General features: G+C 65.8%; 22 protein-coding genes. 18 read left to right on the top strand and 4 right to left on the bottom strand.

Translation table 11 applies throughout. The annotated features are described in order from the left end of the window. From A0U87_RS17465 to bluB, 3 genes are all read left to right on the top strand, one after another. Positions 1 to 1,336: cobaltochelatase subunit CobN (locus tag A0U87_RS17465; RefSeq protein WP_170978419.1), on the top strand; the 1,336-nt coding region annotated here is incomplete at its 5' end. 2 nt (positions 1,337 to 1,338) lie between these two features. Further along, positions 1,339 to 1,944 (top strand): cob(I)yrinic acid a,c-diamide adenosyltransferase, encoded by a 606-nt coding sequence (gene cobO, locus A0U87_RS17460; RefSeq protein WP_048936723.1) that lies wholly within the window; start codon positions 1,339 to 1,341, stop codon positions 1,942 to 1,944. Next, positions 1,944 to 2,579 carry a 5,6-dimethylbenzimidazole synthase gene (gene bluB, locus A0U87_RS17455; protein WP_137405818.1) on the top strand — a complete coding sequence of 212 codons (636 nt, stop codon included), beginning with the start codon at positions 1,944 to 1,946 and terminating at the stop codon, positions 2,577 to 2,579. The genes cobO and bluB overlap by 1 nt, the downstream gene beginning before the upstream one ends. 4 nt (positions 2,580 to 2,583) lie before the next feature. Here bluB and A0U87_RS17450 read toward each other — a convergent pair whose 3' ends face one another. Then, positions 2,584 to 4,428, bottom strand: a complete 1,845-nt coding sequence (locus A0U87_RS17450; RefSeq protein WP_048936721.1) for an ABC transporter ATP-binding protein/permease — start codon at positions 4,426 to 4,428, stop codon at positions 2,584 to 2,586. A 271-nt stretch (positions 4,429 to 4,699) separates the two neighbouring features. On the opposite strand from A0U87_RS17450, the gene A0U87_RS17445 reads away from it, so the two are divergent. After that, positions 4,700 to 5,020 (top strand): hypothetical protein, encoded by a 321-nt coding sequence (locus A0U87_RS17445; RefSeq protein ID WP_048936720.1) that lies wholly within the window; start codon positions 4,700 to 4,702, stop codon positions 5,018 to 5,020. An 868-nt stretch (positions 5,021 to 5,888) separates the two neighbouring features. Here A0U87_RS17445 and A0U87_RS17435 read toward each other — a convergent pair. Continuing rightward, positions 5,889 to 6,455, bottom strand: coding sequence for a pseudouridine synthase (locus A0U87_RS17435; protein ID WP_010336407.1), 567 nt, complete (start codon positions 6,453 to 6,455; stop codon positions 5,889 to 5,891). After that, on the bottom strand, positions 6,443 to 7,654 hold the full coding sequence (locus A0U87_RS17430; protein ID WP_080993524.1) for a cupin domain-containing protein: 1,212 nt from the start codon (positions 7,652 to 7,654) through the stop codon (positions 6,443 to 6,445). The genes A0U87_RS17435 and A0U87_RS17430 overlap by 13 nt, the downstream gene beginning before the upstream one ends. A gap of 72 nt (positions 7,655 to 7,726) precedes the next feature. Here A0U87_RS17430 and A0U87_RS17425 point away from each other — a divergent pair, with 72 nt between their 5' ends. The 7 genes from A0U87_RS17425 (at position 7,727) to A0U87_RS17395 (ending at position 17,654) form a co-directional block, all read left to right on the top strand. Next, positions 7,727 to 8,266: a molybdenum cofactor guanylyltransferase gene (locus A0U87_RS17425; RefSeq protein WP_048936719.1), complete on the top strand. Its 540-nt coding sequence runs from the start codon at positions 7,727 to 7,729 to the stop codon at positions 8,264 to 8,266. A 125-nt stretch (positions 8,267 to 8,391) separates the two neighbouring features. After that, a complete protein-coding gene (locus A0U87_RS17420; RefSeq protein WP_048936718.1) occupies positions 8,392 to 9,693 on the top strand; it encodes a cation:proton antiporter in 1,302 nt (433 codons plus the stop codon). Between the two features lie 47 nt (positions 9,694 to 9,740). Beyond that, positions 9,741 to 11,252, top strand: coding sequence for a tryptophan halogenase family protein (locus A0U87_RS17415; protein ID WP_048936854.1), 1,512 nt, complete (start codon positions 9,741 to 9,743; stop codon positions 11,250 to 11,252). A gap of 282 nt (positions 11,253 to 11,534) precedes the next feature. Beyond that, the gene (locus A0U87_RS17410; protein WP_107917524.1) at positions 11,535 to 14,561 is read left to right on the top strand and encodes a TonB-dependent receptor; all 3,027 of its coding nucleotides are present in this window, start codon (positions 11,535 to 11,537) and stop codon (positions 14,559 to 14,561) included. A 149-nt stretch (positions 14,562 to 14,710) separates the two neighbouring features. Further along, positions 14,711 to 15,421 (top strand): SapC family protein, encoded by a 711-nt coding sequence (locus tag A0U87_RS17405; RefSeq protein WP_048936716.1) that lies wholly within the window; start codon positions 14,711 to 14,713, stop codon positions 15,419 to 15,421. Next, a complete protein-coding gene (locus tag A0U87_RS17400) occupies positions 15,418 to 16,431 on the top strand; it encodes a cupin-like domain-containing protein (RefSeq protein ID WP_048936715.1) in 1,014 nt (337 codons plus the stop codon). Before A0U87_RS17405 ends, A0U87_RS17400 begins: the two co-directional genes overlap by 4 nt. 77 nt (positions 16,432 to 16,508) lie before the next feature. Continuing rightward, complete coding sequence (locus A0U87_RS17395) at positions 16,509 to 17,654, top strand: glycoside hydrolase family 43 protein (protein WP_137405817.1); 1,146 nt, start codon at positions 16,509 to 16,511, stop codon at positions 17,652 to 17,654. A 45-nt stretch (positions 17,655 to 17,699) separates the two neighbouring features. Here the strand turns inward: A0U87_RS17395 and A0U87_RS17390 are convergent, their stop codons facing one another. Continuing rightward, positions 17,700 to 18,836: a Gfo/Idh/MocA family oxidoreductase gene (locus tag A0U87_RS17390; RefSeq protein WP_048936713.1), complete on the bottom strand. Its 1,137-nt coding sequence runs from the start codon at positions 18,834 to 18,836 to the stop codon at positions 17,700 to 17,702. 127 nt (positions 18,837 to 18,963) lie between these two features. Here A0U87_RS17390 and A0U87_RS17385 point away from each other — a divergent pair, with 127 nt between their 5' ends. The 7 genes from A0U87_RS17385 (at position 18,964) to A0U87_RS17355 (ending at position 24,940) form a co-directional block, all read left to right on the top strand. Then, positions 18,964 to 19,332 carry a c-type cytochrome gene (locus tag A0U87_RS17385; protein WP_026109143.1) on the top strand — a complete coding sequence of 123 codons (369 nt, stop codon included), beginning with the start codon at positions 18,964 to 18,966 and terminating at the stop codon, positions 19,330 to 19,332. Further along, on the top strand, positions 19,329 to 20,393 hold the full coding sequence (locus A0U87_RS17380; protein WP_017501007.1) for a sugar phosphate isomerase/epimerase: 1,065 nt from the start codon (positions 19,329 to 19,331) through the stop codon (positions 20,391 to 20,393). The genes A0U87_RS17385 and A0U87_RS17380 overlap by 4 nt, the downstream gene beginning before the upstream one ends. A gap of 68 nt (positions 20,394 to 20,461) precedes the next feature. Then, positions 20,462 to 21,754: an MFS transporter gene (locus A0U87_RS17375; protein WP_137405816.1), complete on the top strand. Its 1,293-nt coding sequence runs from the start codon at positions 20,462 to 20,464 to the stop codon at positions 21,752 to 21,754. Beyond that, positions 21,751 to 22,665 (top strand): TIM barrel protein, encoded by a 915-nt coding sequence (locus A0U87_RS17370; RefSeq protein WP_137405815.1) that lies wholly within the window; start codon positions 21,751 to 21,753, stop codon positions 22,663 to 22,665. Before A0U87_RS17375 ends, A0U87_RS17370 begins: the two co-directional genes overlap by 4 nt. Before the next feature lie 18 nt (positions 22,666 to 22,683). Continuing rightward, positions 22,684 to 23,535 carry a DUF1080 domain-containing protein gene (locus A0U87_RS17365; protein WP_122928517.1) on the top strand — a complete coding sequence of 284 codons (852 nt, stop codon included), beginning with the start codon at positions 22,684 to 22,686 and terminating at the stop codon, positions 23,533 to 23,535. Continuing rightward, the gene (locus tag A0U87_RS17360) at positions 23,532 to 24,095 is read left to right on the top strand and encodes a gluconate 2-dehydrogenase subunit 3 family protein (RefSeq protein WP_004209525.1); all 564 of its coding nucleotides are present in this window, start codon (positions 23,532 to 23,534) and stop codon (positions 24,093 to 24,095) included. The genes A0U87_RS17365 and A0U87_RS17360 overlap by 4 nt, the downstream gene beginning before the upstream one ends. Then, positions 24,092 to 24,940 (top strand): sugar phosphate isomerase/epimerase, encoded by an 849-nt coding sequence (locus A0U87_RS17355; RefSeq protein ID WP_048936709.1) that lies wholly within the window; start codon positions 24,092 to 24,094, stop codon positions 24,938 to 24,940. The genes A0U87_RS17360 and A0U87_RS17355 overlap by 4 nt, the downstream gene beginning before the upstream one ends. Positions 24,941 to 24,957: the final 17 nt, after the last annotated feature.

Genomic DNA, 24,957 nt, shown 5'->3' with positions numbered 1-24,957 from the left:
CGTGCTGGCGGCGATCGCCGATGATCTGGCGCCGCGCGTCGATGCCTGTGGCCCGCGCGAGGCGGCGGCCCTGCTGGCGGGACTCGACGGGCGGTTCGTGCTGCCGGGGCCATCGGGCGCGCCGACGCGCGGCCGGCCCGACGTGCTGCCGACCGGGCGCAATTTCTTTTCGGTCGATACCCGCGCGGTGCCGACCGCGGTCGCCTGGGATCTGGGCCAGCGATCGGCGCAATTGCTGGTCGACGATTATCTCCAGCGCGAGGGCGACTATCCCCGTGCCATCGCCCTGTCCGCCTGGGGCACGGCGAACATGCGCACCGGCGGCGATGATATTGCGCAGGCGCTGGCGCTGATGGGGGTGCGGCCGCGCTGGGAATGGAGTTCGGGGCGGGTCGTCGGCTTCGAGATGATGACGCTGGCCGAGTTGGGTCGGCCGCGCGTCGACGTGACCTTGCGCGTCTCAGGCTTCTTCCGCGACGCCTTTCCCGAACAGATCGACCTTATCGACAGCGCCGCCCGCGCGGTGATGGCGCTCGATGAGCCGGACGAGGATAACCCCGCCGCCGCCCGGCATCGCGCCGAACAGGCGGCGCTGGTGGCGGACGGTGCCGATGCGGCGGAGGCCGCGCGCCGCGCCGGTGCCCGCGTGTTCGGATCGAAACCCGGCGCCTATGGCGCGGGACTGCAGGCGATGATCGACGAGAAGATCTGGCACAGCCGCGCCGATCTGGCGGACGTCTATCTCGACTGGGGCGGCTATGCCTATGGCGCAGGGGTGGAGGGCGACAGCGAACGCAGCCTGTTCGCCACCCGCCTGGCCCAGGCCGACGCGGTCGTCCAGAACCAGGATAATCGCGAGCATGACTTGCTCGACAGCGACGATTATTATCAGTTCGAAGGGGGCATCGCCGCCGCCATCGAGCATCTTAAAGGTGCCAAGCCGCTCAGCTATCATAATGACCATAGCCGCCCGGAACGGCCGGTGATCCGCACGCTGGAGGACGAGATCGGCCGCATCGTCCGCGCCCGCGTCACCAACCCCAAATGGATCGCCGGCGTCATGCGCCATGGTTACAAGGGCGCGTTCGAGATCGTCGCCTCGGTCGACTATCTCTTCGCCTTCGCCGCCACCACCCATGCGGTACGCGATCATCATTTCGACGCCGTCCACGCCGCCTTCATCGAGGATGAGGCCGTGCGCGCCTTCATGGCCGACGCCAATCCCGCCGCCCTGCGCGAGACCGCCGCCCGGCTGGCCGAGGCGCTGGAACGCGGTCTGTGGAAATCCAAGTCCAACAGCGCGGGCATGCTGCTCGCCGAGCTTTCTGGAGAGTGACGATGGTCGAACGCACCGACGAACAGCATGCGGAAAAAATGAAGAAGAAGCAGGCTGCCCATGACAAGATCATGGCGACCAAGACCCAGGAAAAGGGGCTGCTGATCGTCCATACCGGCAAGGGCAAGGGCAAGACCACGGCGGCGCTGGGCATGGTCGTCCGCATGATCGGCCATGGCAAGAAGGTCGGCGTGGTCCAGTTCGTGAAGGGCGCGATGACCACCGGCGAGAAGGCGGTGTTCGATGCCTTCCCCGAACAGGTCGAATTCAAGCCGATGGGCGAGGGCTTCACCTGGAACACCCAGGATCGCAGCCGCGACATCGCGCTGGCGCGTGAGGCGTGGGACGAGGTGAAGCGCATGGTCGCCGACCCCGATTATGCGATGGTGCTGGCCGATGAGCTCAATATCGTGCTGCGCTACGACTATCTGCCGCTGGACGAGGTGCTGGCGGTGCTGACCGCCAAGGACGACATGAAACATGTCGTCGTCACCGGCCGCAATGCGCCCGAGGCGCTGATCGAGGCGGCCGACCTGGTGACCGAGATGACCATGATCAAGCATCCCTTCCGCAGCGGGGTGAAGGCGCAGGCCGGCATCGAATATTGATGCAGGCCTTCGATCCCGATTTCGGCGCGACGCTGACCGACCTGCTGACCTGGCGCCGCGACGTGCGCCATTTCCGCACCGATCCGCTGGACGAGGCGATGGTGCTGGAGCTGCTGACGCTGGCGCAACTGGCGCCCTCGGTCGGCAACAGCCAGCCCTGGCGCTTCGTTCGGGTAAGGACGCCAACGCTGCGCGCGACACTGGCTGATCATGTCGATGCCGAGCGGGAGCGGGCCACCAGCCAGATCGCCGACGCGACCCGGCATGACGCCTATCGTGCGCTGAAGCTGCATGGTCTGGGCGAGGCGCCGGAGATCATCGCGGTCTTCTGCGACGATGCGACATCGGCCGGCGCGGGGCTGGGCGCGGCGACCATGCCGCAGACCCGGCTCCATTCGGTGGTGCTGGCGATCCACACGCTGTGGCTGGCGGCGCGGGCGCGCGGGCTGGCGCTCGGCTGGGTATCGATCCTCGACCCGGCCTTCGTCGCGCGGGCGCTGGCAGTGCCCGACGACTGGACCTTCGCCGCCCTGCTATGCCTGGGCCATCCCGAAGCGGTCGCCGACACGCCCGAACTGGACCGGCTCGGCTGGCAGGCCCGGCTCGATCCGCTGGCGCAGATCAGCGAGTGCTGACCATTTATTGCGGGGCGACCTCGAACATGTCCTCGATCCCCGGCTCTTCGGGCATGTCGTCGCGTTCGGTCGCCTGGCGCGCCCACATGGTGGCGTAGAGACCGTCGGCGCGGACCAGATCGGCATGGCGGCCGCGCTCGACGATGCGGCCGGCGTCCAGCACGATGATCTCGTCGGCATCGACCACGGTCGACAGGCGATGGGCCACCACCAATGTCGTGCGCTTGCGGCTGATGTCGCGCAGCACGGTCTGGATCTCGGTCTCGGTGCGGCTGTCGAGCGCGCTGGTCGCCTCGTCCAGCACCAGTAGCGGCGGGTCTTTCAGCAGGGTGCGGGCGATGGCGACGCGCTGTTTCTCGCCGCCCGACAGCTTGAGGCCGCGTTCGCCGACGCGGGTGTCATAGCCCTGCGGCAGGCTCATGATGAAATCATGGATCGACGCCGCCTTGGCTGCGGCCTCGATCTCATCCTGACTCGCGCCTTCGCGGCCATAGCCGATATTATAGCCGACCGTGTCGTTGAACAGGACCATGTCCTGCGGCACGATGCCGATCGCGGCGCGCAGCGATGCCTGCGTCACGGCGGAGATGTCCTGCCCGTCGATCGACACGGTGCCGCCCTGGATATCGTAGAAGCGGAACAGGATGCGGGCGATGGTCGACTTGCCCGCGCCCGAGGGACCGACGATGGCCAGCGTCTTGCCCGCCGGCACCGCGAAGCTGACGCCATGGAGGATCTCGCGCTCGGGATCATAGCCGAAGCGGACAGCGTCGAAGCGGACGGCGCCGCCCGCAACCTGCAGCGCCGGGGCACCAGGCACGTCGGCAACTTCGGTCTCGGTATCGATCAGCTTGTACATCGCCTCCATGTCGATCAGGCCCTGGCGGATGGTGCGATAGACCATGCCGAGCAGGTCGAGCGGGCGGAACAGCTGCGACAGGAGGGTGTTCACCAGCACCACGTCGCCAGTGGAGAACTGCCCCCGGCTCCAGCCCCAGACGGTATAGGCCATCGCCCCGCCCATCATCAGGTTGGTGATCAGCGACTGACCGATATTGAGCCAGGCGAGGCTGTTTTCCGACTTTACCGCCGCCTTCGCATAGCGGCGCATGGCGTTGCCGTAGCGCCGGGCCTCGCGCTCCTCGGCGCCAAAATATTTGACCGTCTCGAAATTGAGCAGGCTGTCGACGGCATGGGCGACGGCGCTGGTGTCCATGTCCACCATGTCGCGACGCAGCTGGTTGCGCCATTCGGTGACGAGCCGGGTGAACCAGATATAGAGAGCGACCATGGCCAGCGTAGCGGAGACCAGGCCGGGACCGAACTTCACCAGGAAGATGGCGCAGACGGCGAGCAGTTCCAGTACCGTCGGCGCGATGTTGAACAGCAGGAAATAGAGCATCGTGTCGATGCTTTTCGTGCCGCGCTCGACGATCTTGGTGACGGCGCCGGTGCGCCGGTCGAGATGGAAGCGCAGCGACAGCCGGTGGAGATGGACGAAGACATCGTCGGCCAGGCGCCGACCCGCTTCCTGCCCGACCTTCTCGAAAATGGCGTTGCGCAGATTGTCGAACAACACGCCGCCAAAGCGCGCGCCGGCATAGGCCACCACCAGCGCCATGGCGAGGCCGGCGGCCGGCTCCAGCCCCGGCGCCATCCGGTCGATCGCGCCCTTATAGGCGAAGGGCATGGCGAGGGTTACGACCTTGGCCAGCGCGACGAGCCCCAGCGCCACCGCGACACGGCGCCGCAGCGCCGGCGCATCGGCCGGCCAGAGATAGGGGATGAAGCGCCGCAGCGTGGCCCAGGCGGGCGGAAGGGGCGTGGAATCGGGCGTGGCTGGGGGCATTTGTCGCTATTTAGGGCATGACGGGCGGCAATCCAGTGGCGCGGCCATCCGGCCGGCCACGCAAAAGCGTCCCTTGTTGGAGATCATCCGCTTAACTTCGCATATTTCCCGCACATTCTGACATTTTCTTGCGCCCCGCCGATCCTATCGAAAAGTCGGGGACTAGGTGGCAAGAATAGCAAAGCGGGCTGCTGTAGGACAGCATCTTGCCCCGATGCGGCGGCCATGGCAGGCTTCGCCTCCGTCATCCTTCGCCGACAAGGAGCACGGCATGGAACCCTTCAGCGTAGCATTGGCCCCCGAAAGATTGTGGCAGGCGATCAATCCCCTGACCTGGACGCAGAGCGGCGGCCAGGTCGGTCTCATCAATATCGCGCTCGGCCAGACGGCACGCCCGGACATAGAGCGCACGGTGCTGAACGAGGTCGGCAGCTATGGCCGGCAGATCGGCCGGATCGGCGACGCGCTCGAAGTGCTGATCCGCCATTTCGAGACCAAGGATCTGCCACAGGCGGAACGCGACGCGCTGACGATTTTGATGGGCCAGCTGGCCGAGGTCCGCAAGGTCAAGGCGCGCGAGCGGGACGGGTGATATGGGGTTGGAACAAGGCATAGCCCCTCCCTTCCAGGGAGGGGTTGGGGTGGGTTGCGAGCGTAGCGAGCTTCTGCCCTATCGATCGTAGACCGCCGCTGCGCGGCGCACCCACCCCCGGCCCCTCCCTGGAAGGGAGGAGAGTGGGAAACGTCAGATTCTGGTCGTTTTCAGACCATCCTCCCCTGCAAGGGGAGTTCAAGGGAGACCCGTGTCTCCCTTGAACTGGCCGAAGGCCAGACGGAGGGGTGTCGCCCTCTCGATAGCGTGACACCCCTCCACCACTTCGTGGTCCCCTTCGGCAGAGTCGAGTGCCTCTGCCGAACCTTGCAGGGGAGGAATTTACAGCCGCATCTGGTCGAAGCCTGCCAATCCCCACAGGCGTCATCCTGACGAAAGTCAGGAGCCATTCTGCACTGCGCCAGATTGGGATTGCTGAATGGATTCCGGATCAAGTCCGGGATGACGACGACGGAGAGGGCAGTATTGGGCCGTCAGCCATCAATGACGGGAGATAGTTGCTTCCGCTCATCCTCAGCAATGTCGCGCCGGACTTGATCCGGTCGCACGGGTGGGCGCCATCGCCCACCGCTTTCCTATTCGCCCTGTCTCTGGTCTACCCTTGGCGATGCGACAGCGCGTTCCTTCGTCACCCCGTCTTCTCCATCCGGCGCTTGCCCGGCGCGCAACCGGTGCGTGGGTGTGGCGTCGGCGGCGCGCGGCGGGGGCGATCCGGGCGCGGTGCGCGGACCCGCCCCCTGTTGGAGGTGACGCGTCATGGATGCGCGACCGGCGCGTCGCAGAGGCAAAACCGGCGCAAAAGGCCCCGAAAGCCCGTTTACACTGTGAACTTCGGGAGAGGCGTCTTCTACCGGCCCTGGCGCAGGATCGCCGGCGCCTCCCGCCAGGTGCCCGGCGCGATGTCGTCGATCGTCCAGTCGCCAATGCGCCAGCGGACCAGGCGCAGGGTCGGCAGGCCGACCGCCGCAGTCATGCGGCGGACCTGGCGATTGCGGCCTTCGCGGATGGTGAGGCGCAGCCAGCAATCGGGCACGCTCTTGCGGAAGCGCACCGGCGGGTCGCGCGGCCACAGCGCGGGATCGTCGATCCGCTCGACCTCCGCCGGCAGGGTCATGCCGTCCTTGAGCTGCACGCCGCGCCGCAGCGCCGCCAGCGGCGCATCGTCGGGGTCGCCCTCCACCTGGACCAGATAGGTTTTGGGCATCTTGAAGCGCGGGTCGGCGATGCGCGCCTGCAACCGGCCATCATCGGTCAGCAGCAACAGCCCCTCGCTGTCGAGGTCGAGCCGGCCGGCGGGATAGACGCCGGGCTGGTCGACATAGTCGGCCAGGGTCGGGCGCGGCGGGCCGGTGCGCTCATCGCTGAACTGGCAGAGCACGCCATAGGGCTTGTTGAGGAGGATCAGTCGTCCCACGCGTCGTCCTCCTCATCCTCGAACGCGATGCTGCCCTGATTGTGGAGCAGCACCAGCAGGGCGATCGCGGCATCGTCGTCGGCCAGCGCCGGGTCGATCTCCAGCGTCTCGTCCGCGCACAATTGCTGCGCCAGCGCCGCGCTGGCGCCGGTGCAGTCATGCGATGCGCCATCGACGAACAGCAATATGGCGTCTTCCGCCCGGACGAAGGCGAAGCGGCTGGCCGGATTGCGGCGCAGGGGGGCGCCTTCCGCCACCAGCGCCTGCATGGATGCGGCGTCGATCGCCGCTTCGGGCGACCAGTCGATCTCGGGATATTTGCGGGTGCTGCTATATTCGCCGAACCAGCGGGCAAAGCCGGCCGGGTCGGCCAGCTGTTCCAGCACCATTGCCTGCAACCGGGCCAATGCGGCTGGCGCGATCTCGCCGGGATTGGCCTGGCGCGCCAAGGCGGGGTCGGCATAGCGATCATCCTCGCCCAGCCCTTCGAGCAGGCGATCGGTCCAGCCCTCGATCAGTTCGCTGCGCGCCGGCGCGCGAAAGCCGACCGAATAGGTCATGCAATCATCGCCCACCGCGACACCATCATGGGCGATGCCGGGCGGGACGTAGAGGATGTCGCCAGGCTCCAGCACCCATTCGTCGGTTGCGTCGAATTCGGCCAGCAGGCGCAGGTCGGCATGGGGGCGCAGCGGGCTGCTATCGTCGCACGCCTGGCCGATGCGCCAGCGGCGGCGGCCCGCGCCCTGGATCAGGAAGACGTCATATTGATCGAAATGCGGGCCGACGCCGCCGCCGTCGCTGGCATAGCTGACCATGACATCGTCGATCCGCCAGTCGGGGATGAAGCGGAACGGGGCGATCAGCGCGGCGACATCGGGCACCTGATGATCGACCGCCTGCACCAGCAGGGTCCAGGGGCTGGCGCCGAGCGACGCGAAGCGATCTTCGGCCAGCGGCCCCTGTTCCATCGTCCAGTCGCCGTCCGCCTGCACCACCAGCCGCGACTCGACGCCCTCCTCGCAGGCGAGGCCCGCCAGTTCCTCGGGCGCCAGCGGGTTGGTCCATTGCGCCCAGGGATTGCGGATCAGCAGCGGCTTTTGCTGCCAATAGTCGCGCAGGAACAGGTCGATATCGAAATCATGCAGATGCATCGGGGTCTCGCCGGGAAGGGGCGGCGCGCGGCGCGCGCCTGCCATCGGCGCGAACCCTTGCCCCTGTGCCCTGCCAATGTCAAAGCAGACGGGACCGGATCGGCAGGAGGGGCGGGCATGGCCAGGCTGTTGGGGGCGATAATGGCGGGCGGACGCGCGACCCGCTTCGGCAGCGACAAGGCGGCGGCGCTGCTCGACGGCCGGCGTCTGATCGACCATGCGATCGACGCGCTCTCTCCCCATGTCGCCGCGATCGCGATCTGTGGCCGGACCGAGGAAGCCTATCTCAGCCTGCCCGACCGGCCGGGGCCGGACATGGGGCCGCTGGGCGGCCTCAACGCCGCGCTGCATCATGCCCAGGCCCACGGCTTTGACGGCGTGCTGACCAGTGGCTGCGACATGCCCTTCTATCCGGCCGACCTGCCCGCGTTGCTGATCGGCGAGCGGGCGGCGGTCCTCGACGGGCAGCAACTGCTCGGCTGGTGGCCGGCCGCGCTGGCGCCCGAACTGGACGCGCATCTGGCGGAGGATAACAACCGGTCGATCCGGGGATGGCTGGCGCGGATTGGTGCGCGCACCGTGACGCTGCCGGGGCTGATCCTGCCCAACATCAACCGGCCCGATGATCTGGCCGCGATCGGGCGCGATCGGGGGTAGCGCTCCCATTTTTTGCGGCGGGGTGCGAAAAACACTTGTCCCCCCGCGCCATCCTGCCATTGTCCGGCGCGTCGGATGCGGGGAACGGGGATTCCCATGCACCGGACAGGGGCAAGGAGGGGTGCATGGATCTGGTCCATGTCGGCGCGGCGTTGGCGGTGCAGATGGTCGTCATTCTTGGCGCCTGTCGCCTGTCCGGCTGGCTGGTCGGTCGGCTCCTGCGCCAGCCACGGGTGATCGGCGACATGATCGCGGGCATCCTGCTTGGTCCCTCGCTGCTCGGCTGGCTGGCGCCGCAGGCCCAGGCGCTGCTCTTCCCGATCGAGACCCGGCCGCTGCTGCAGTTCGTCGCGCAGGCCGGCATCGGTCTCTACATGTTCCTCGTCGGCCTCGGCTTTCGCCGCGCGCATTTCCATCTTCAGGCGGGCAGCGCCGTTGCGGTTTCGCTGTGCGGCATCATCGCGCCCTTCCTGGGCGCGGTGGCGCTGACCCCCTGGCTGTCGGCCATGGGGCTGTTTGGGCCGACGGTCACGCGGTTCGAGGCGACCCTGTTCATCGGCGTCGCCATTTCCATCACCGCCTTTCCCGTGCTGGCGCGGATCATCCGCGAACGGGGGCTGGGCGGCACGCCGCTGGCCGCGCTGGCGCTGTCGGCCGGGGCGATCGACGATGCGATCGCCTGGTCGATCCTGGCGATCCTGCTTGCCTGCATCGGCGCGGACGGGATGATCGCGGTCCGGGCGCTGGGCGGCGGCGGGCTGTTCGCGATCGTCATGCTGTTCCTGGGGAGCCGGCTGCTGGCGCCGCTCGCTCGCTGGGCAGAGCGGGAAGGGCGGGTCACGCCGGCCATGCTGCTGGTCGTGCTGCTGCTGTTCGGCGGTTGCGCCTGGGCGATGGACATGGCCGGGCTGCATGCCGTGTTCGGCGGCTTCCTGCTGGGGGTGGCGATGCCGCGTGGCATCCTGTCGCAGGGGCTGGCCCGCAGGCTGGAACCGACGACCATCGGTCTGCTGGTGCCGATCTTCTTCACCGTTTCCGGCCTCAATACGCAGGTGACGATGGTTAGCAGCCTGTCGCTGGCGCTGGTCGCGCTGGCGATCCTGGCGGCATCGATCCTGGCCAAGGGGGGCGCCTGCTGGGCGGCGGCGCGGCTGACCGGGCACGACAATGTCACCGCGCTCGCCGTCGGCGCGCTGATGAATGCGCGCGGGCTGATGGAATTGCTGGTCATCAATATCGGCCTGCAGCGCGGCATCATCGGGCCGGAACTGTTCGCGATGCTGGCGCTGATGACGATCGTGACGACGATGATGACGGTTCCGGCGATCGACCGGCTGGCGCGTCGGAAGCGGCTGGGCGGCCCGATTGCCGACGGGCCGGACGATGACCCCACCGCGCGCGCCGTCGCCACGCCCGGTGCTGCCTGACCGATGCGGCGCCCCATCCTGTTTTTCCTTCCGCTGGATTGACCGACATGCATGCAGATTTTCCGACGTCCGACCGGGTGGTGAAGCGGGTTGTCGTCGCCGGCGGCGGCACTGCCGGCTGGGTGACGGCGACCGCGCTGGTCCGCCATCTGGGACCGCTGATCGACATCATACTGGTCGAATCCGACGCGATCGGCACCATCGGCGTGGGCGAATCCACCGTGCCGACCTTCCGCGGCTTCCACCAACTGATGAAGATTCGCGAAGACCGCTTCATGGCCGAGGCGCAGGCGACGGTGAAGCTGGGCATCGAGTTCAAGAATTGGGGGCAGGTCGGCGACCGCTATATCCACCCGTTTGGCACGATCGGGCTGCAATGGAGCTGGATGGCCGATTTCCATCATTTCTGGCTGCATGCCAGGGCGCAGGGCTTTGGCGGCGAGCTGGGCGAATATTGCCTGGAGTGGATGGCGGGCGAGGCCAATCGCATGTCGCTCAGCAGTTCGGTCGCGCCCAGCTACGCCTATCATATCGACGCGGCGCGCTATGCCCGCTTCCTGCGCAGCCTGGCCGAGCCGGCGGGGGTGAAGCGGGTCGAAGGCAAGATCCGCAATGTCGAACTGACGCCCGAGAGCGGCCATATCGCGGCGCTGGTGCTGGAATCGGGCACGCGGATCGAGGGTGACCTGTTCATCGACTGCACCGGCTTTCGATCGCTGTTGCTGAGCGAGGCGCTGGGTGTCGGCTTCGAGGATTGGGGCCAGTGGATCCGCACCGACCGCGCGGTCGCGGTCCAGTCCACCTCCGACGGTCCGGCCCAGCCCTATACTTCGGCAATCGCGCATGAGGCGGGCTGGCGTTGGCGCATCCCGCTGCAGCATCGCGACGGCAACGGCTTCGTCTTCGCCAGCGATTTCATGTCCGACGACGAGGCGCATGCCCGGCTGCTGGCGGAGATCGAGGGGGAGCCGATCGTCGACCCGTGGCTGGTGCGGTTCAAGACCGGCACGCGGACCAGGGCCTGGCACAAGAACTGCGTTGGCCTGGGACTAGCCGGCGGCTTCATCGAGCCGCTCGAATCGACCAGCATCCACCTGATGATGGCGGCGGTGACGCGGCTGATCGAGGATTTCCCCTTCCACGGGTTCGACGACGCGCTGCTCGACCATTTCAACCGCAAGTCACGGCTGGAATTCGAGAATATCCGCGACTTCATCATCCTTCACTATCATGTGACCCAGCGCGACGATTCCCCCTTCTGGGATCATTGCCGGACGATGGAGATACCCGACAGCCTGAAGGAAAGGCTGGCGCTGTGGCAGGAAAATGGCCGCGCCTATCAATTGGGGCATGAGCTGTTCCGCGTCGACAGCTGGTCGTCGGTGTTGCTGGGTCAGCGCATGCACCCGCGCGGCTATCATCATGTCGCGGCGATGATGCCCGAACCGCAGCTGCGCGAGGAACTCGCGCGGATGCGCAAGGACATTGCGGGGGTCGTCGCGGAGATGCCCAGCCATCGCGAATTTCTGCGTCGCTATTGCCCTGCAGAATTGGCCTAGTCAAAAAATGCGCATCGGTAGACTATTTTTTGCAATGCACAATAAAACATAAAAATCTATTATTTTCAGTCAAATATAAATCTGTAAATCAAACCCTTAGGGACTTTAACCGATCACAGCATCATAATTGACAACGCTGGCCATTAGGCTAGCATGAACGTCCAATAAGGCTCGATGTGGGCGAGCTGTTAAAAAAGGGAGGATTCTGAAATGGGTTTACCATATTCCAGATTCATGCGTTGCGCGTCTCTGATAGCGCTAACGTATAGCGTTACACCAACAATGGCGCAGGCGCAGGACGCCGCCGTCCAGAATGCCGAAGCCGACATCATCGTCACCGGCGTGCGTGCCAGCCTTGATCGCGCGATCGACATCAAGCGCAATTCGAGCGGTGTGGTCGATGCCATTTCGGCCGAAGATATCGGCAAGTTCCCCGACACCAACCTGGCGGAATCGCTGCAGCGTATCACCGGCGTGTCGATCGATCGCGTCAATGGCGAAGGGTCTCAGGTCACAGTCCGCGGCTTTGGCGGCGGCTTCAACCTGGTGACGCTGAACGGGCGCGCGCTGCCATCGGCCAATGTCACCTCCGTCGGCGGCGACCAGAATGCCGACTATTCGTCGGGCACCAGCCGCTCCTTCGATTTCGGTAATCTGGCGTCGGAAGGCGTCAGCACGCTGGAAGTCTACAAGACTGGCCGTGCGGCGATCCCGTCGGGTGGTATCGGCGCGTCGATCAACGTGATCACCCGCAAGCCGCTCGACGCGCGCGAGGCGGGCTTCAGCGGCACGATCGGCGTCAAGGCGCTCTATGACACCAGCGTCGAGAAGAGCCTGAGCGATCCGGCCAAGATCACGCCCGAAGCATCGGGCCTGCTGAGCTGGCGCGACGAGAATGAAGTGTTCGGCGTGTCGATCTTCGGCAGCTACCAGAAGCGCAATTTCTCGACCCGCGGCGCGACCGTCAACAACTGGAACATCCGTCGCTACAGCCAGTTCGCCGATCCGGCCAATGGCTTCGTCAACGCCAATACCCAGATCAGCAACGCGCCGACCGACCCCAACACTTTGGTGTCGGTGCCCAATGACAGCAGCTATTATTATTCGCAGGGCTCGCGCGAGCGCATCAACGGATCGGCGGTCATGCAATTCCGACCGACCGAGACGCTGACCTTCACCGCCGACGCTTTGTTCGCCCAGAACAAGCAGCGGGAACAGCGCGCCAGCCAGGGCAACTGGTTCAACCGGCCCTTCGCCCAGGTGGAGTTTGACGGCAATCCGGTGGTCGCCACGACCAGCTATCTGCAGGAGAATATCGCAGGCGTGAAGGACGCGGCCTTCGAACAGGCCGAACGCGGCGTGCGCAACCGGCTGCAGGATTATGGCCTGAACGCCAAATGGGAAATCAACGACCGCGTCACCCTGTCGATCGACGGCCATACCGGCCTGGCGCAAAGCTCGCCGGACAATCCCAATGGCGTCAGTTCGACGCTGGTGGGCCTGGGCGCGCCGATCGTGGCGTCGCAGTCGGCCGATTTCAGCGGCGTCATCCCGGTCCAGTCGATCACCATCAACGATGCCCTGCGCGGCAATAATAATGGCGTGCTGGATCTGGGTGATCTGGGGTCGCAGATGGGCCGCACCGTGTCCTCGGCGCAGCGCCAGCGGCTCAACGAGATCCGCGCCGACCTGGGCTGGGAACTGGATGATGGCGGCAGCCGCTTCGATGTCGGCGCCAATTACCGCACGTCCAAGATGCGCCAGACCCGCACCCAGACGCAGCAGACGCTGGGCGACTGGGGCATCAGCAATGTCGGCGATATCGCATCGGTCGCGCCGGGCGTGCTGCAGGAATATTGCCTGGTCTGCAAGTTCGACAATTTCGATGCCAAGGGCCAGGGCGCGACGCTGACCGCCTTCCAGGGCAGCGCCGTCGATCTCTATAATGCGCTGTCGCCTTATTATGCCCAGCGCGGCAATGCGATCGGCATCACCCAGCAGGAAGATAACCGGGTCAAGGAGGATATCTGGTCCGCCTATGGCCAGTTGACCTGGAAGGGCGAACTGGCGGGCCGTCCGGCATCGCTGGTGGTCGGCGCACGTTACGAACGGACCAAGGTGCGCTCGACTTCGCTGGTGGCGGTGCCGCAGGCGATCAACTGGGTATCGGACAACGACTTCACCCTGGTGGTGTCGGATGAGGTCCAGCCGGTTTCGGACAGCGGCAATTACAACAACTTCCTGCCCGCGATGGACTTCCAGATCGAGCTGGCGAAGAATTTCATCGGCCGCTTCTCGTTCAGCAAGACCATTGCCCGGCCCGATTATGGCAATCTGTTCGTGGCAAGCTCGGTCGGCACCCCGCCGCGGCCGATCGCGCTCGGTGGCTTTGCCACTGGCTCGACCGGCAATGCTCGCCTGTCGCCGCTGATTTCCGACAATCTCGATCTGTCGTTCGAATGGTATTACAAGCCGTCGAGCTACATCTCGGCGGGCGTGTTCGAAAAGCGGGTGCAGAATTTCGTCGGCACCGGCCAGACGACACGCAACCTGTTCGGGCTGCGCGATGTCAGTTCGGGCGCGGCGGGATCGCGATCGGGCACGGCACTGGCTGAACTCAAGCGGCTGGGGGCTGACCCGAGCGACGTCAATCTGTTCACGATGACGGCATTGCTGCAGCAGCAGGGCAATATCGATGCCGCGTCGCAGCAGTTCCAGGCGAACTATTCGAACGGGGCGCTCAGCCAGGCCTTCATCGACCAGGTGCTGACCGAAGTCGACCTGACGCCGGACGCCAATGACCCGCTCTACGACTTCGAGGTCACGCAGCCGATCAACAACCGGCAGGGCAAGATCTGGGGCTTCGAACTCGCCGCCCAGCATTTCTTCGGCAATACCGGTTTCGGTGTGTCGGCGGCCTATACGCTGGTCCGGGGTGACGTCGGCATCGATGTCGGCGCCGATCCAAGCGAGGACCAGTTCGCGCTGGTCGGCCTGTCGGATACCGCCAACGCCACGCTGATCTATGACAAGAACGGCCTGTCGGCCCGTCTCGCCTATAACTGGCGCGACAAGTTCCTGCAGTCGGCCAACCGTGGCGGCGGTGATCGCAACCCGGTGTTCGTGCGCCCGTTCGGCCAGCTTGATCTCAACATCAGCTGGGATGTGTCGGAACAGTTTGCCGTCTCGTTCGAGGCGATCAACCTGACCGAGAGCGACATCCGCACCTATGGCCGCGACAAGAGCAACCTGTGGTATGCGCAGGAACTGGACCGTCGCTTCCTGCTGGGTGGGCGCTTCCGCTTCTAAGGGGGTGAGCCGGGGCCGTCCTGCCGGGCGGCCCCGACTTTCACAATTGCGTCGGGCGGACGGCATCGAGGCGGGCCACGCAAAGGGCTTTTCCTGCGCCGCCGACGCCCTACTATGGCCGCCCGTTCATGCGGCACGCCGGATATTCCATGACCAGCACGATGATACTCGATCCCATCACCCATGCCGCGCTTCGGGTCGCACCGGGCAATGGCGCCGCCTTCGGGGATGCCGTCAACCAGACCCTGATCTTCCCGACCGAGATCGACGCGATCCAGCGGGAATATCCGATCCTGATCCAGCGTGATGGCCAGGGCATCTGGCAGCTCACCGCGCTGCTGGGGTTCGATCGCGACGAAAATCTGTTTCTCGACGCCGGGGGCTGGACCGCACGCTATGTGCCCGCCGTCCATCGGCGCGGCCCTTTCCTGATCGGCATGCAGCAACGCGACGGCGAAGATCATCCGGTGATCCATGTCGACCTCGACGATCCGCGCGTCGGCGCGGCGGGCGAAGCGCTGTTCCTGCCCCATGGCGGCAACGCGCCCTATCTGGACCATGTCGCCGATGCGCTGCGCACCATCCATGAAGGCCATGGCCTGAGCGCGCCGATGTTCACCGCGTTCGAACAGGCCGGGCTGCTGGCGCCGATCGCACTGGACATCGCGATCGATGACGCGCAGCGCTATGACATTGCCGGTCGCTTCACCATCGATGCCGATCGGCTGGAGGCGCTGGATGGTCCGACGCTGCAGGCGCTGCATCAGGCGGGCCTGTTGCAACTGGCCTATGCGATCCGCTCCTCGCTCGCCAATATCGAGGATCTGATCCTGCGCAAGCGGGCGCGGCAGGCGGCGTGACGCTGCACCAGACCCGGCGGATTGCCGCCAGCGACCTGACGCCTGGCTGGCTCGACGATCTGATGGCGGCGCAGAGGCCGGTCGTGATCGGCGGACTGGTCGATGGCTGGCCGCTGGTCGCTGCCGGGCGGCTGTCGGCGCAGGCGGCGATGGACCGATTGCTCGCCGATTATGGCGGCGCGCCGGTCACCGGCTATGTCGGGGCGCGGGGTGCCGGGGGCCGCTTCTTCTACAATGATGAGCTGACCGGCTTCAATTTCGATCGCGGGCAGGCGCCGCTGCCCCATTATCTCGACAGAATCCGGGCGGATGCCAGTGGCGAGGGCCCGGCCATCTATATCGGGTCGACCGATGTCGACCGCTATTTCCCCGGCCTGCGTGCCGACCATGACCTGCCCGGCCTGTTCGGTGCGGCGGTGCCGACCGTCAGCCTTTGGATCGGCAACCGCACGGTCGCCGCGACCCATTATGACAGCTCGCACAATCTGGCCTGTTGCCTGGTCGGGCGGCGCCGCTTCACCCTTTTTCCGCCCGATCAGGTCGGCAATCTCTATCCCGGCCCGCTGTCGCCGACGCCCGGCGGCCAGGTGGTCAGCATGGTCGATCCGGCCGCGCCCGATCTGGCCCGTTATCCGCGCTTTGCGCAGGCGCTGGCGGCCGGTGAGGTGGCCGAACTGGAGCCGGGCGACGCGCTCTTCTACCCGGCGCTCTGGTGGCATCAGGTCGAGGCGCGCGACGGCTTCAACATCATGATGAACTATTGGTGGGACGCCGTGCCCGACTTCATCGACACGCCGATGGCGACGCTGCTGCACGGGCTGCTCAGCATCCGCGAGCGGCCGGACGCCGAGCGCATGGCCTGGCGCGCGCTGTTCGACCATTATCTGTTCGGACCGGCGCAGGACGCGCGCGACCATCTGCCCGATCATGCCCAGGGACCGTTGGCGCCGCTGACGCCGCTGGAGGCGCGACGCCTGCGGGCGATGGTGATGCAGCGCCTCAACCGCTGAAAGGGCGGCGCCAATCGAGCGTTGCACGCGATTTATGATAACGCTATCAATTGCGCAAATCGCAAGGAGAGGATGATATGACGATCAAGCGCAGAATGTGCCTGCACGCATGGCCGCTGGCCCTGGGACTGGCGCTCGCCGCCTGCCAGCAGGCGCCGGAACAGAAGGGCGAACAGAAGACCGAGCAGGCGGTCGACAATGCCGCGAGCGGCAAGCGCGATGCGTCCGAATATCTGTCCCAGCCGCTGGTCAGCGACATCTACACCGCCGATCCGTCCGCCCATGTGTGGAACGGCAAGATCTATGTCTATCCCAGCCACGACATTGACGGGCCGACGCCCGAGGATGACCTGGGCAGCCATTTCGAAATGCGTGACTATCATGTCCTGTCGATGGACAAGATCGGCGGGCCGGTGACGGTCGGGCCGGTGGCGCTGGACGTCAAGGATGTGCCCTGGGCCGACAAGCAAATGTGGGCGCCCGACGCGGCCTACAAGAATGGCACCTATTATCTCTACTTCCCGGCCAAGGACAAGGAAGGCGCCTTCCGCATCGGCGTCGCCACGTCCAAGGATCCGATGGGGCCGTTCAAGGCGCAGCCACAGCCGATCAAGGGCAGCTATTCGATCGATCCGGCCGTCTTCACCGACGCCGACGGGCAGAGCTATATTTATTTCGGCGGCATCTGGGGCGGCCAGTTGCAGCGCAATATCGGCGGGAAATATGATCCGGACGGGTCGAAGACCGACCTGAAGCAGGATGACAAGCCGGCGATCGCGCCGCGCGTCGCCAGGCTGAACGGCGACATGCTGGAATTTGCCGAAACCCCGCGCGAGATCCAGATCCTGGACGACAAGGGCAAGCCGCTGCTGGGTGGCGACCATGATCGCCGCTTCTTCGAGGCGTCATGGATGCACAAGCATGATGGCAAATATTATTTCAGCTATTCGACCGGCGACACCCATTATCTGGTCTATGCCGTCGGCGATTCCCCTTATGGCCCCTTCACCTACAAGGGCCGCATCCTGGAGCCGGTCGAAGGCTGGACCACCCACCATTCGATCGTCGAATGGGGCGGCAAGTCCTGGCTCTTCTATGCCGATAGCCAGTTGTCGGGCCAGACTCGCCTGCGCAACGTCAAGGTGACGGAACTGCGCTACAATGCCGATGGCAGCATCCAGACGATCAATCCGCTGCTGCCCAAGAAGGGCGCGGCGCACTGAGGGCGAAGGGAAGCGCGGCGATCATGTCGCGCTTCCCCTTTCATGTCATGCGCCGGGCAGCGTGGTCCATTTGGCGTCGCCCGCCGCATTGGCGATGACGGTTTCGACAAAGCCCATGGTTTGCAGACCGTCGCCGACCGACGGGAACCAGGCTTCGCCGCCCCGGATACACGTGGCGAAGGCGCGGTAGAGATTGGCGAACGCCTCGATATAGCCTTCGGGATGGCCGCTGGGCGTGCGCAGCAGCGGCAGGGTCGAGGGCAGCAGGCCCGGTCCGGCCGCGCGCAGCACTTCGGTGGGCCGATCCAGCCAGCGCAGGGTCAGCGTGTTGGGCGCCATCTGCGCCCATTCCAGCCCGCCATGTTCGCCATGGATGCGCAGCTTCAGGCCATTTTCGTCGCCGGCCGCAACTTGAGACGCCTTGAGGATGCCGCGCGCGCCATTGTCGAGGCGCAGCAGCACATTGACGTCGTCGTCGAGCCGACGCCCCTCGACATGGATGCTGAGGTCGGCGCAGATTTCGCTGACGCGCAGGCCCGACACATGTTCGGCCAGGTGAAAGGCATGGGTGCCGATGTCGCCTAGACAGCCGCCCAGGCCCGCACGGGCCGGATCGGTGCGCCATTCGGCCTGCTTGTTGCCGTCGCGGTCGATCGCCTGGCTGAGCCAGCCTTGCGAATATTCGACCTGCACCAGCCTGATCTTGCCGAAATCACCGCGCGCGACGCGCGCCCGCGCCTCTTCCACCAGCGGATAGCCGCTATAGGTGAAGGCGAGGCCGAAATGCCGGCCGGAGCGTTCGGCGGCGGCGGCGATCTGGCGCGCTTCAGCCAGATCGAGCGCCATCGGCTTTTCGCAGAAGACATGGAAGCCCGCGTCAAGCGCGGCGATCGCCATCGGCGCGTGGAGATGATTGGGCGTCACGATCGACAGAGCGTCGATCCGCTCGTCCGCCGGCAGCGCCTGTTCGCCCGCCAGCAGCGCGTCGAGCGAATCATAGGTGCGCGCCGGGTCGATTCCCAGTGCCTCGCCCGAGCGCCGGTTGCGATCCGTGTCGCCGCTGAAGGCGCCGGCCACCAGTCGCCAATCACCATCCAGTGCCGCGGCAGCGCGGTGGATCGCCCCGATAAAGGCGCCTTCGCCACCGCCGACCATGCCCAGACGCAACGCTTTTCCTGTCATCCTCATCCCTCTTTCCCATTAGTCGACAGACCGTTCATTCTGCCTCTTGATCTTCCGATCATATTGGAACAGTTTACCGGTAAATAAAAGCCACAGACAAGACGGAGAGTCGAGGGTGCAAAGGGTAATGGGCTTCGGCCTGGTAGCGCTCGCAACGGGCGCAGTGATGATCCCCGCCATGTCGAGCCAGGCGCAGACCGCACCAGCGGCGCCGCCGGCCTTCAACGCCTGCCGCGCCTGTCACAGCGTGCAGCCCGGCGGCAAGAGCGGCCTTGGCCCCAATCTGGTCGGCGTCGTCGGCCGCACCGCCGGCACTCTGGCCGGCTTCAACTATTCCCCCGCGCTCAAGGCATCGAAGCTGAAATGGGACGAGAAGGCGCTGGACGAATATCTCGCCGCGCCGACCAAGAAGGTGCCCGGCAGCCGCATGCCCATTTCCACGCCCGATCCGGCCAAGCGCGCCGCGATCATCACCTATCTCAAGAGCGTGAAATGACGGCGGCGAAGGGCGCGATGCGCGGCCCGGCCATCTTCTTGGCGCAGTTCATGGGCGATGCCGCCCCGTTTGACAATCTGGACAATGCCGCGCGCTGGATGGCGCAGGCGGGCTACAAGGGCATTCAGGTGCCCAGCAATGATCCGCGCTGCATGGACCTCAAGCTGGCGGCGGAAAGCCAGGATTATTGTGACGATCTGATCGGTCGCTGCCGCGAGGCCGGGGTCGAGATTTCGGAACTGTCGACCCATTTGCAGGGCCAGTTGGTCGCGGTCCACCCCGCCTATGATGCCGCCTTCGACGCGTTCGCGCCGGCCGAACTGCGCGGCAAGCCGGCCGAGCGGCAGGCCTGGGCGGTCGAGCAGCTGAAGCTGGCGGCGGTGGCCAGCCGGCGACTGGGGCTGAAGGCGCATGCGACCTTCTCCGGCGCTCTGGCCTGGCCCTTCGTCTATCCCTGGCCGCAGCGGCCGGCGGGTCTGGTGGAAGAGGCGTTCGCCGAACTGGGGAAGCGCTGGCGCCCGATCCTGGACGCGTTCGAGGAACAGGGGATCGACCTTTGCTACGAACTGCATCCGGGCGAGGATCTGCATGACGGCCTGACCTTCGAGCGCTTCCTGGATGCGGTCGGCGGCCACAAGCGCGCCAATATCCTCTATGATCCCAGCCATTTCGTGCTGCAGGCGATGGACTATCTGCAGTTCATCGACATCTATCATGACCGCATCCGGATGTTCCACGTCAAGGATGCGGAGTTCAACCCGACCGGTCGCGCGGGCGTCTATGGCGGCTATGCCGACTGGATCGACCGGCCCGGCCGCTTCCGCTCGCTGGGCGACGGCCAGGTCGACTTCACCGGCATATTCTCGCGCTTGACCCAATATGGCTATGATGGCTGGGCGGTGCTGGAATGGGAATGCTGCCTGAAGCATCCCGAGGATGGCGCACGCGAAGGCGCGCCCTTCATCGAGGCGCACATGATCCGCCGGCCCGAACGGGCCTTCGACGATTTCGCAGGGGGCGGTGATCCCGCCAACAACCGGCGCTGGCTGGGGCTCAGCTGACGCCGCAACCGACGATCGACACATGTCCCGACCGGAAGGCCGGCGGGACCAAAGGGAGAGGAGCCGACATGACGGCGATTAACCGGCACAGACTTTTCTGGCTGAGCGTCCTGGCGCTGTTCACCGCCTCGATGAGCGCATCGCTCCGCGCTGCGGTGGCGAGCAGCCTGAAGGCGGAATGGATCGACCCGATCGCCCCGATCGCGGCCGGCGAGATGATCGGCGCGGCGCTGGGATCGGCCTTCCTGGGCTTTTCCATCACCGTCTTCGTCGTCAGCGCCTTTCTCGACACGATCGGCATCCGCCGCGTGCTGATCGGCTGCGGTATCGCCTTCCTGATCGGCACGACGCTGATCGTGGGTGCGGGCAGCATGGCGACCGGCATGACCGTCTATCACCTCGTATGGCTGGGCATGCTGCTGTCGGGCATCGGCTGGGGCTTTGCCGAAGCGTCGATCAATCCGCTGACCGCCCGCCTCTATCTCGAGGATACGACCCATCGCCTCAACGTGCTGCACGCCTGGTATCCCGGCGGGCTGATCGTCGGCGGCCTTGCCGGCGTGTTCCTCGCCTCGGCGCTTCCCTGGCAGGCGATCATGGCGCTGGCTTATATCCCGGCCATCGGCGTCGTATTGATCGCCTCCACCACCCGCTTCCCCGCGCCGCCCGCCACCGCCTGCAGCCGGGCGATGAAGGACATGATGCTGGAGGTGGTCCGCCGCCCCAGCTTCTTCATCTGGTTCGGTGCGATGTTCCTGACCGCCTCGTCCGAACTGGCGCCGGGCCAGTGGCTCGACGTCGCGCTCAGCAACCGGGTCGACATGCGCGGCATTTTGCTGCTGGTCTATGTCAGCGCGCTGATGTTCGTGTTCCGCCATTTTGCCGGCCGGATCGCCGGCCGCCTGTCCAACCCCGGCCTGCTCTGGGTGTCCAGCCTGCTCGCCGCGATCGGCCTGTTCATGCTGTCGCAGGCGCAGTCGCCCGCCTCCGCCATCCTCGCCTCCACCGTCTGGGGCCTGGGCGTATGCGCGATGTGGCCGACGATGCTGGCGTCGGTGGCCGAACGTTATCCGCGCGGTGACGCCTGGGCGCTAGGGCTTGTCGGCTCGGCCGGCGCGCTTGCCAGCTTCTTCGTGCTGCCGCGGCTGGGCGAGATGTTCGACCAGGCCAAGGTGGAACTGGCCGGCGGGCCGGAAGCCTTCACCCGCCTGACCGGACCGGCTCTGCGTGCGGTGGAGGATGCGGCGGCGTCGCAATCCTTCGCCCGCCTCGCCTTCGTGCCGCTGATCCTGCTGGTCGTCTTCGGGCTGATCTGGCTGTCCGACCGGCGCGCCGGTCGCCGGGCGGAGGCCGTGGCATGAAGCTGTCGCGCAGACACCTGATCGCCGCCGGCGTCGCCGCAGCCGCCACCCCCGCCATCGCCGCTGCGGCCGGCAAGGGATCCTCCAATGCCGCCCGCTTCTCGCTCGGCTACGCCCCGCATGAAGGCAGCTTTGCCAGCCGGGGCGGATTGCTGGAGCAGATCGCCTATGCCGCCGACCAGGGCTTTCGCGCCTGGGAGGAGAATGAAGCGCGCAAGCGTCCGGTCGAGCAGCAGGAAGCCATGGCCAGAGCGCTGGCGCAGCGCGGCATGACCATGGGCGTGTTCGTTGCCAGCATGCCCAAATGGGCGGAGTTCCGCCCGCTGCTGGGCAGCAATGACGATGCCGAACGCGAAGCCTTCCTGGCCGATATCCGCACATCGGTGGAGGTCGCCAAGCGGCTGAACGCGAAACATGCGACCGTCGTCACCGGCTTCATGGACCGCAAGGTGCCGCAGGATATCCAGACCGGCCGCATCATCGATTGCATGCGCCGCGCCGGCGACATCGTCGCGCCGCACGGCCTGACGCTGGTGATGGAGCCGCTCAATACGCGGACCAACCATCCCGGCGTCTATATGCAGTCGATCGCCCAGGGCTATGCGGTGGCGCGCGGCGCCAACAGTCCGGGCGTCAAGATATTGGCGGACCTCTATCATGAGCAGATCCAGTCCGGGAACCTGATCCCGACGCTGGAGGCCTGCTGGGCGGAGGTCGGCTATATCCAGTTCGGCGACAATCCGGGGCGCAAGGAACCGGGCACCGGCGAGATCAACTACGCCAATATCGTGCGCTGGCTGCGGGGCCGCAACTATGGCGGCGTGATCGGCATGGAACATGGCAATTCGCTGGCCGGACGCGAGGGCGAGGACCGGCTGGTGGCCGCCTATCGCGCCATCGACCAAATATAAGATGAGAGGAGGACGAGGATGAAAATCATCCCGACTGGCTTTGCAGGGACGGGTATCGCGCTGGCCACGGCTCTGCTGGTGGGCACAGCGGCGCAGGCGCAAGACAAGCCTGGCAAGCTGGGTTTCAAGGATACGCCGATCCTGCCCGGTAGCAACTGGCACGTCCATGATCCCGATCGCCCCGCCCCCACCGTCGTCACCCCGGCGGCACAGCCCGGCGGCGCGCCGTCCGACGCAACCATCCTCTTCGACGGCAAGTCGCTCGACGCATGGCGCGGCGAGCGCGGTCCCTGGACTGTGGAAAAGGGGATCATGACCATCCCGCCCCGCAGCCAGAGCGGCGGCGAAAACAATCTGATTTCCAAGCAGGAATTTGGCGACGTCCAGTTGCATCTGGAATTCCGCTCGCCCAATCCGCCAACCAAAAGCTCGCAGGATCGCGGCAATAGCGGCATCTGGTTCATGCAGCGCTATGAAGTGCAGATCCTGGATGGCTATCAGAACCCGACCTATGCCGACGGCACGGTCGGCGCGGTCTATGCCTGGAAGCCGCCGCTGGTGAACCCGTCGCGCCAGCCGGGCGAATGGCAGAGCTATGACATCATATTCGAACGGCCGCGCTTTGCCGCCGATGGCAGCCTGGTCCGGCCGGCCTATGTCACCGCCCTGCTGAACGGCGTGCTGGTGCAGAATCATCAGGCGATGCTGGGCACCACCAAATGGCGGTCGATCGCCCAATATCAGGCCCATGGGGACAAGGCGCCGATCCAGTTGCAGGATCATGACAGCCCCGTGTCCTTCCGCAACATCTGGGTCCGGCCGCTGCCGGACGAAGCCATCGCACAGGATCTGAAGGGAGCAGGACAATGATGGACCGCAGACATGCGCTGGCGGGCATGGTCGCCATGTTCGGCGCCGGGCTGTTCGCGCCGCTGGCGCGCGCCGCCGGGGTGATGCCGGCCGCTGGCGTGATCGACCAGGGCGCGCCCAGCCTGCAACTGTTCACGCCCGATCAGCGGGCGCTGATGACCGCGCTGTGCGAACGGATATTGCCGGCGACCGACACGCCCGGCGCGATCGAGGCCGGCGTCCCCGCCTATATCGAGAAATTGCTGGCCGACTGGTCGGTGGCGGAGGATCGCGATCCGATCATCGCCGGTCTTGCCGAAATCGATGCGCGCAGCTGGCAGGATTACAAGATCCCCGCGACCAAGGCATCGGCGGCGCAGCATGACGCGCTGCTGACCCTGGCGATGAACGACCAGATTCCCAAGGGCGAGGAGTTTTTCGAGGCGTTCCGGCAGATGGTGATCGTGGGCTATTACACGTCCGAGATCGGGATCACCCAGGAACGCGAGTATCTGCCGGTGCCGGGCGAATATAACGGCGCCTTCCCCTATTCCCAGGTCAACAAGGTCTATTCCGCATGAACCTCAACCGTCGTTCCATGATGCTGGGCGCCGGCGGCCTGGCCGCCCTCGCCGCCTCCCCCTTCGCCGCGCAGGCCGTCAGGGCCTCCGGCAAGATCGCAAGCATCGGCCTGCAACTCTACACCGTGCGCGAGCTGTTCGCCGCCGATCCGGTCGCCACCTTGGAGAAGGTTGCCAAGGTCGGCTATCGCGAGGTCGAATTTGGCGGTGGCGGCTATGACGCCATGGATCACAAGCTGCTGCGCAGCACGATGGACCGGCTGGGCCTCACCTGCCCGTCGCTGCACATCGGCTATGACGCGCTGCTCGACAAGTTCGACGCCAGCGTGGCGATGGCGAAGACGCTGGGCGCGGGCACCGTCGTCCTGCCCTATATGGTCGACAAATATCGCAATGCGGAGGCGTGGAAGGCCGCGCTGGTCAACATCAACCGCTTCGGTGCGCAGCTCAAGGCCGCGGGCCTGGGCTTTGCCTATCATAATCATGATTTCGAATTCACCACCAAGCCGGATGGCGTCAGCCTGTTCGACCAGCTGGTGAAGGCGTGCGACCCCGAATTGGTGAAGATCGAACTGGATCTCTACTGGGCGATCTATGCCGGGCAGGATCCGCAGGCGCTGATCCGCAGCCTGGCCGGCCGCATCTATTCCTATCATGTGAAGGATATGCGCGCGGACCGCAGCATGACCTCGGTCGGCAGCGGCACGGTCGATTTCGCCGCGATCTTCAAGCTCAACGCCATCGCCGGCGTCCAGCATTTCTATGTCGAGAATGACCAGGCGCCCGCGCCCTATATTCCCGACATCACCAAGAGCTTCCAGACGCTGCGCGCGCTGCGCTTCTGACCACTAGCCTGCCTCAA

Origin of the sequence: Sphingobium sp. MP9-4, from assembly GCF_005281675.1 — a bacterium.
GTDB classification, from domain to species: domain Bacteria; phylum Pseudomonadota; class Alphaproteobacteria; order Sphingomonadales; family Sphingomonadaceae; genus Sphingobium; species Sphingobium yanoikuyae.
Note: the sequence above shows the minus strand (reverse complement) of the source record. Positions and strands in the feature narration are given on the sequence as shown.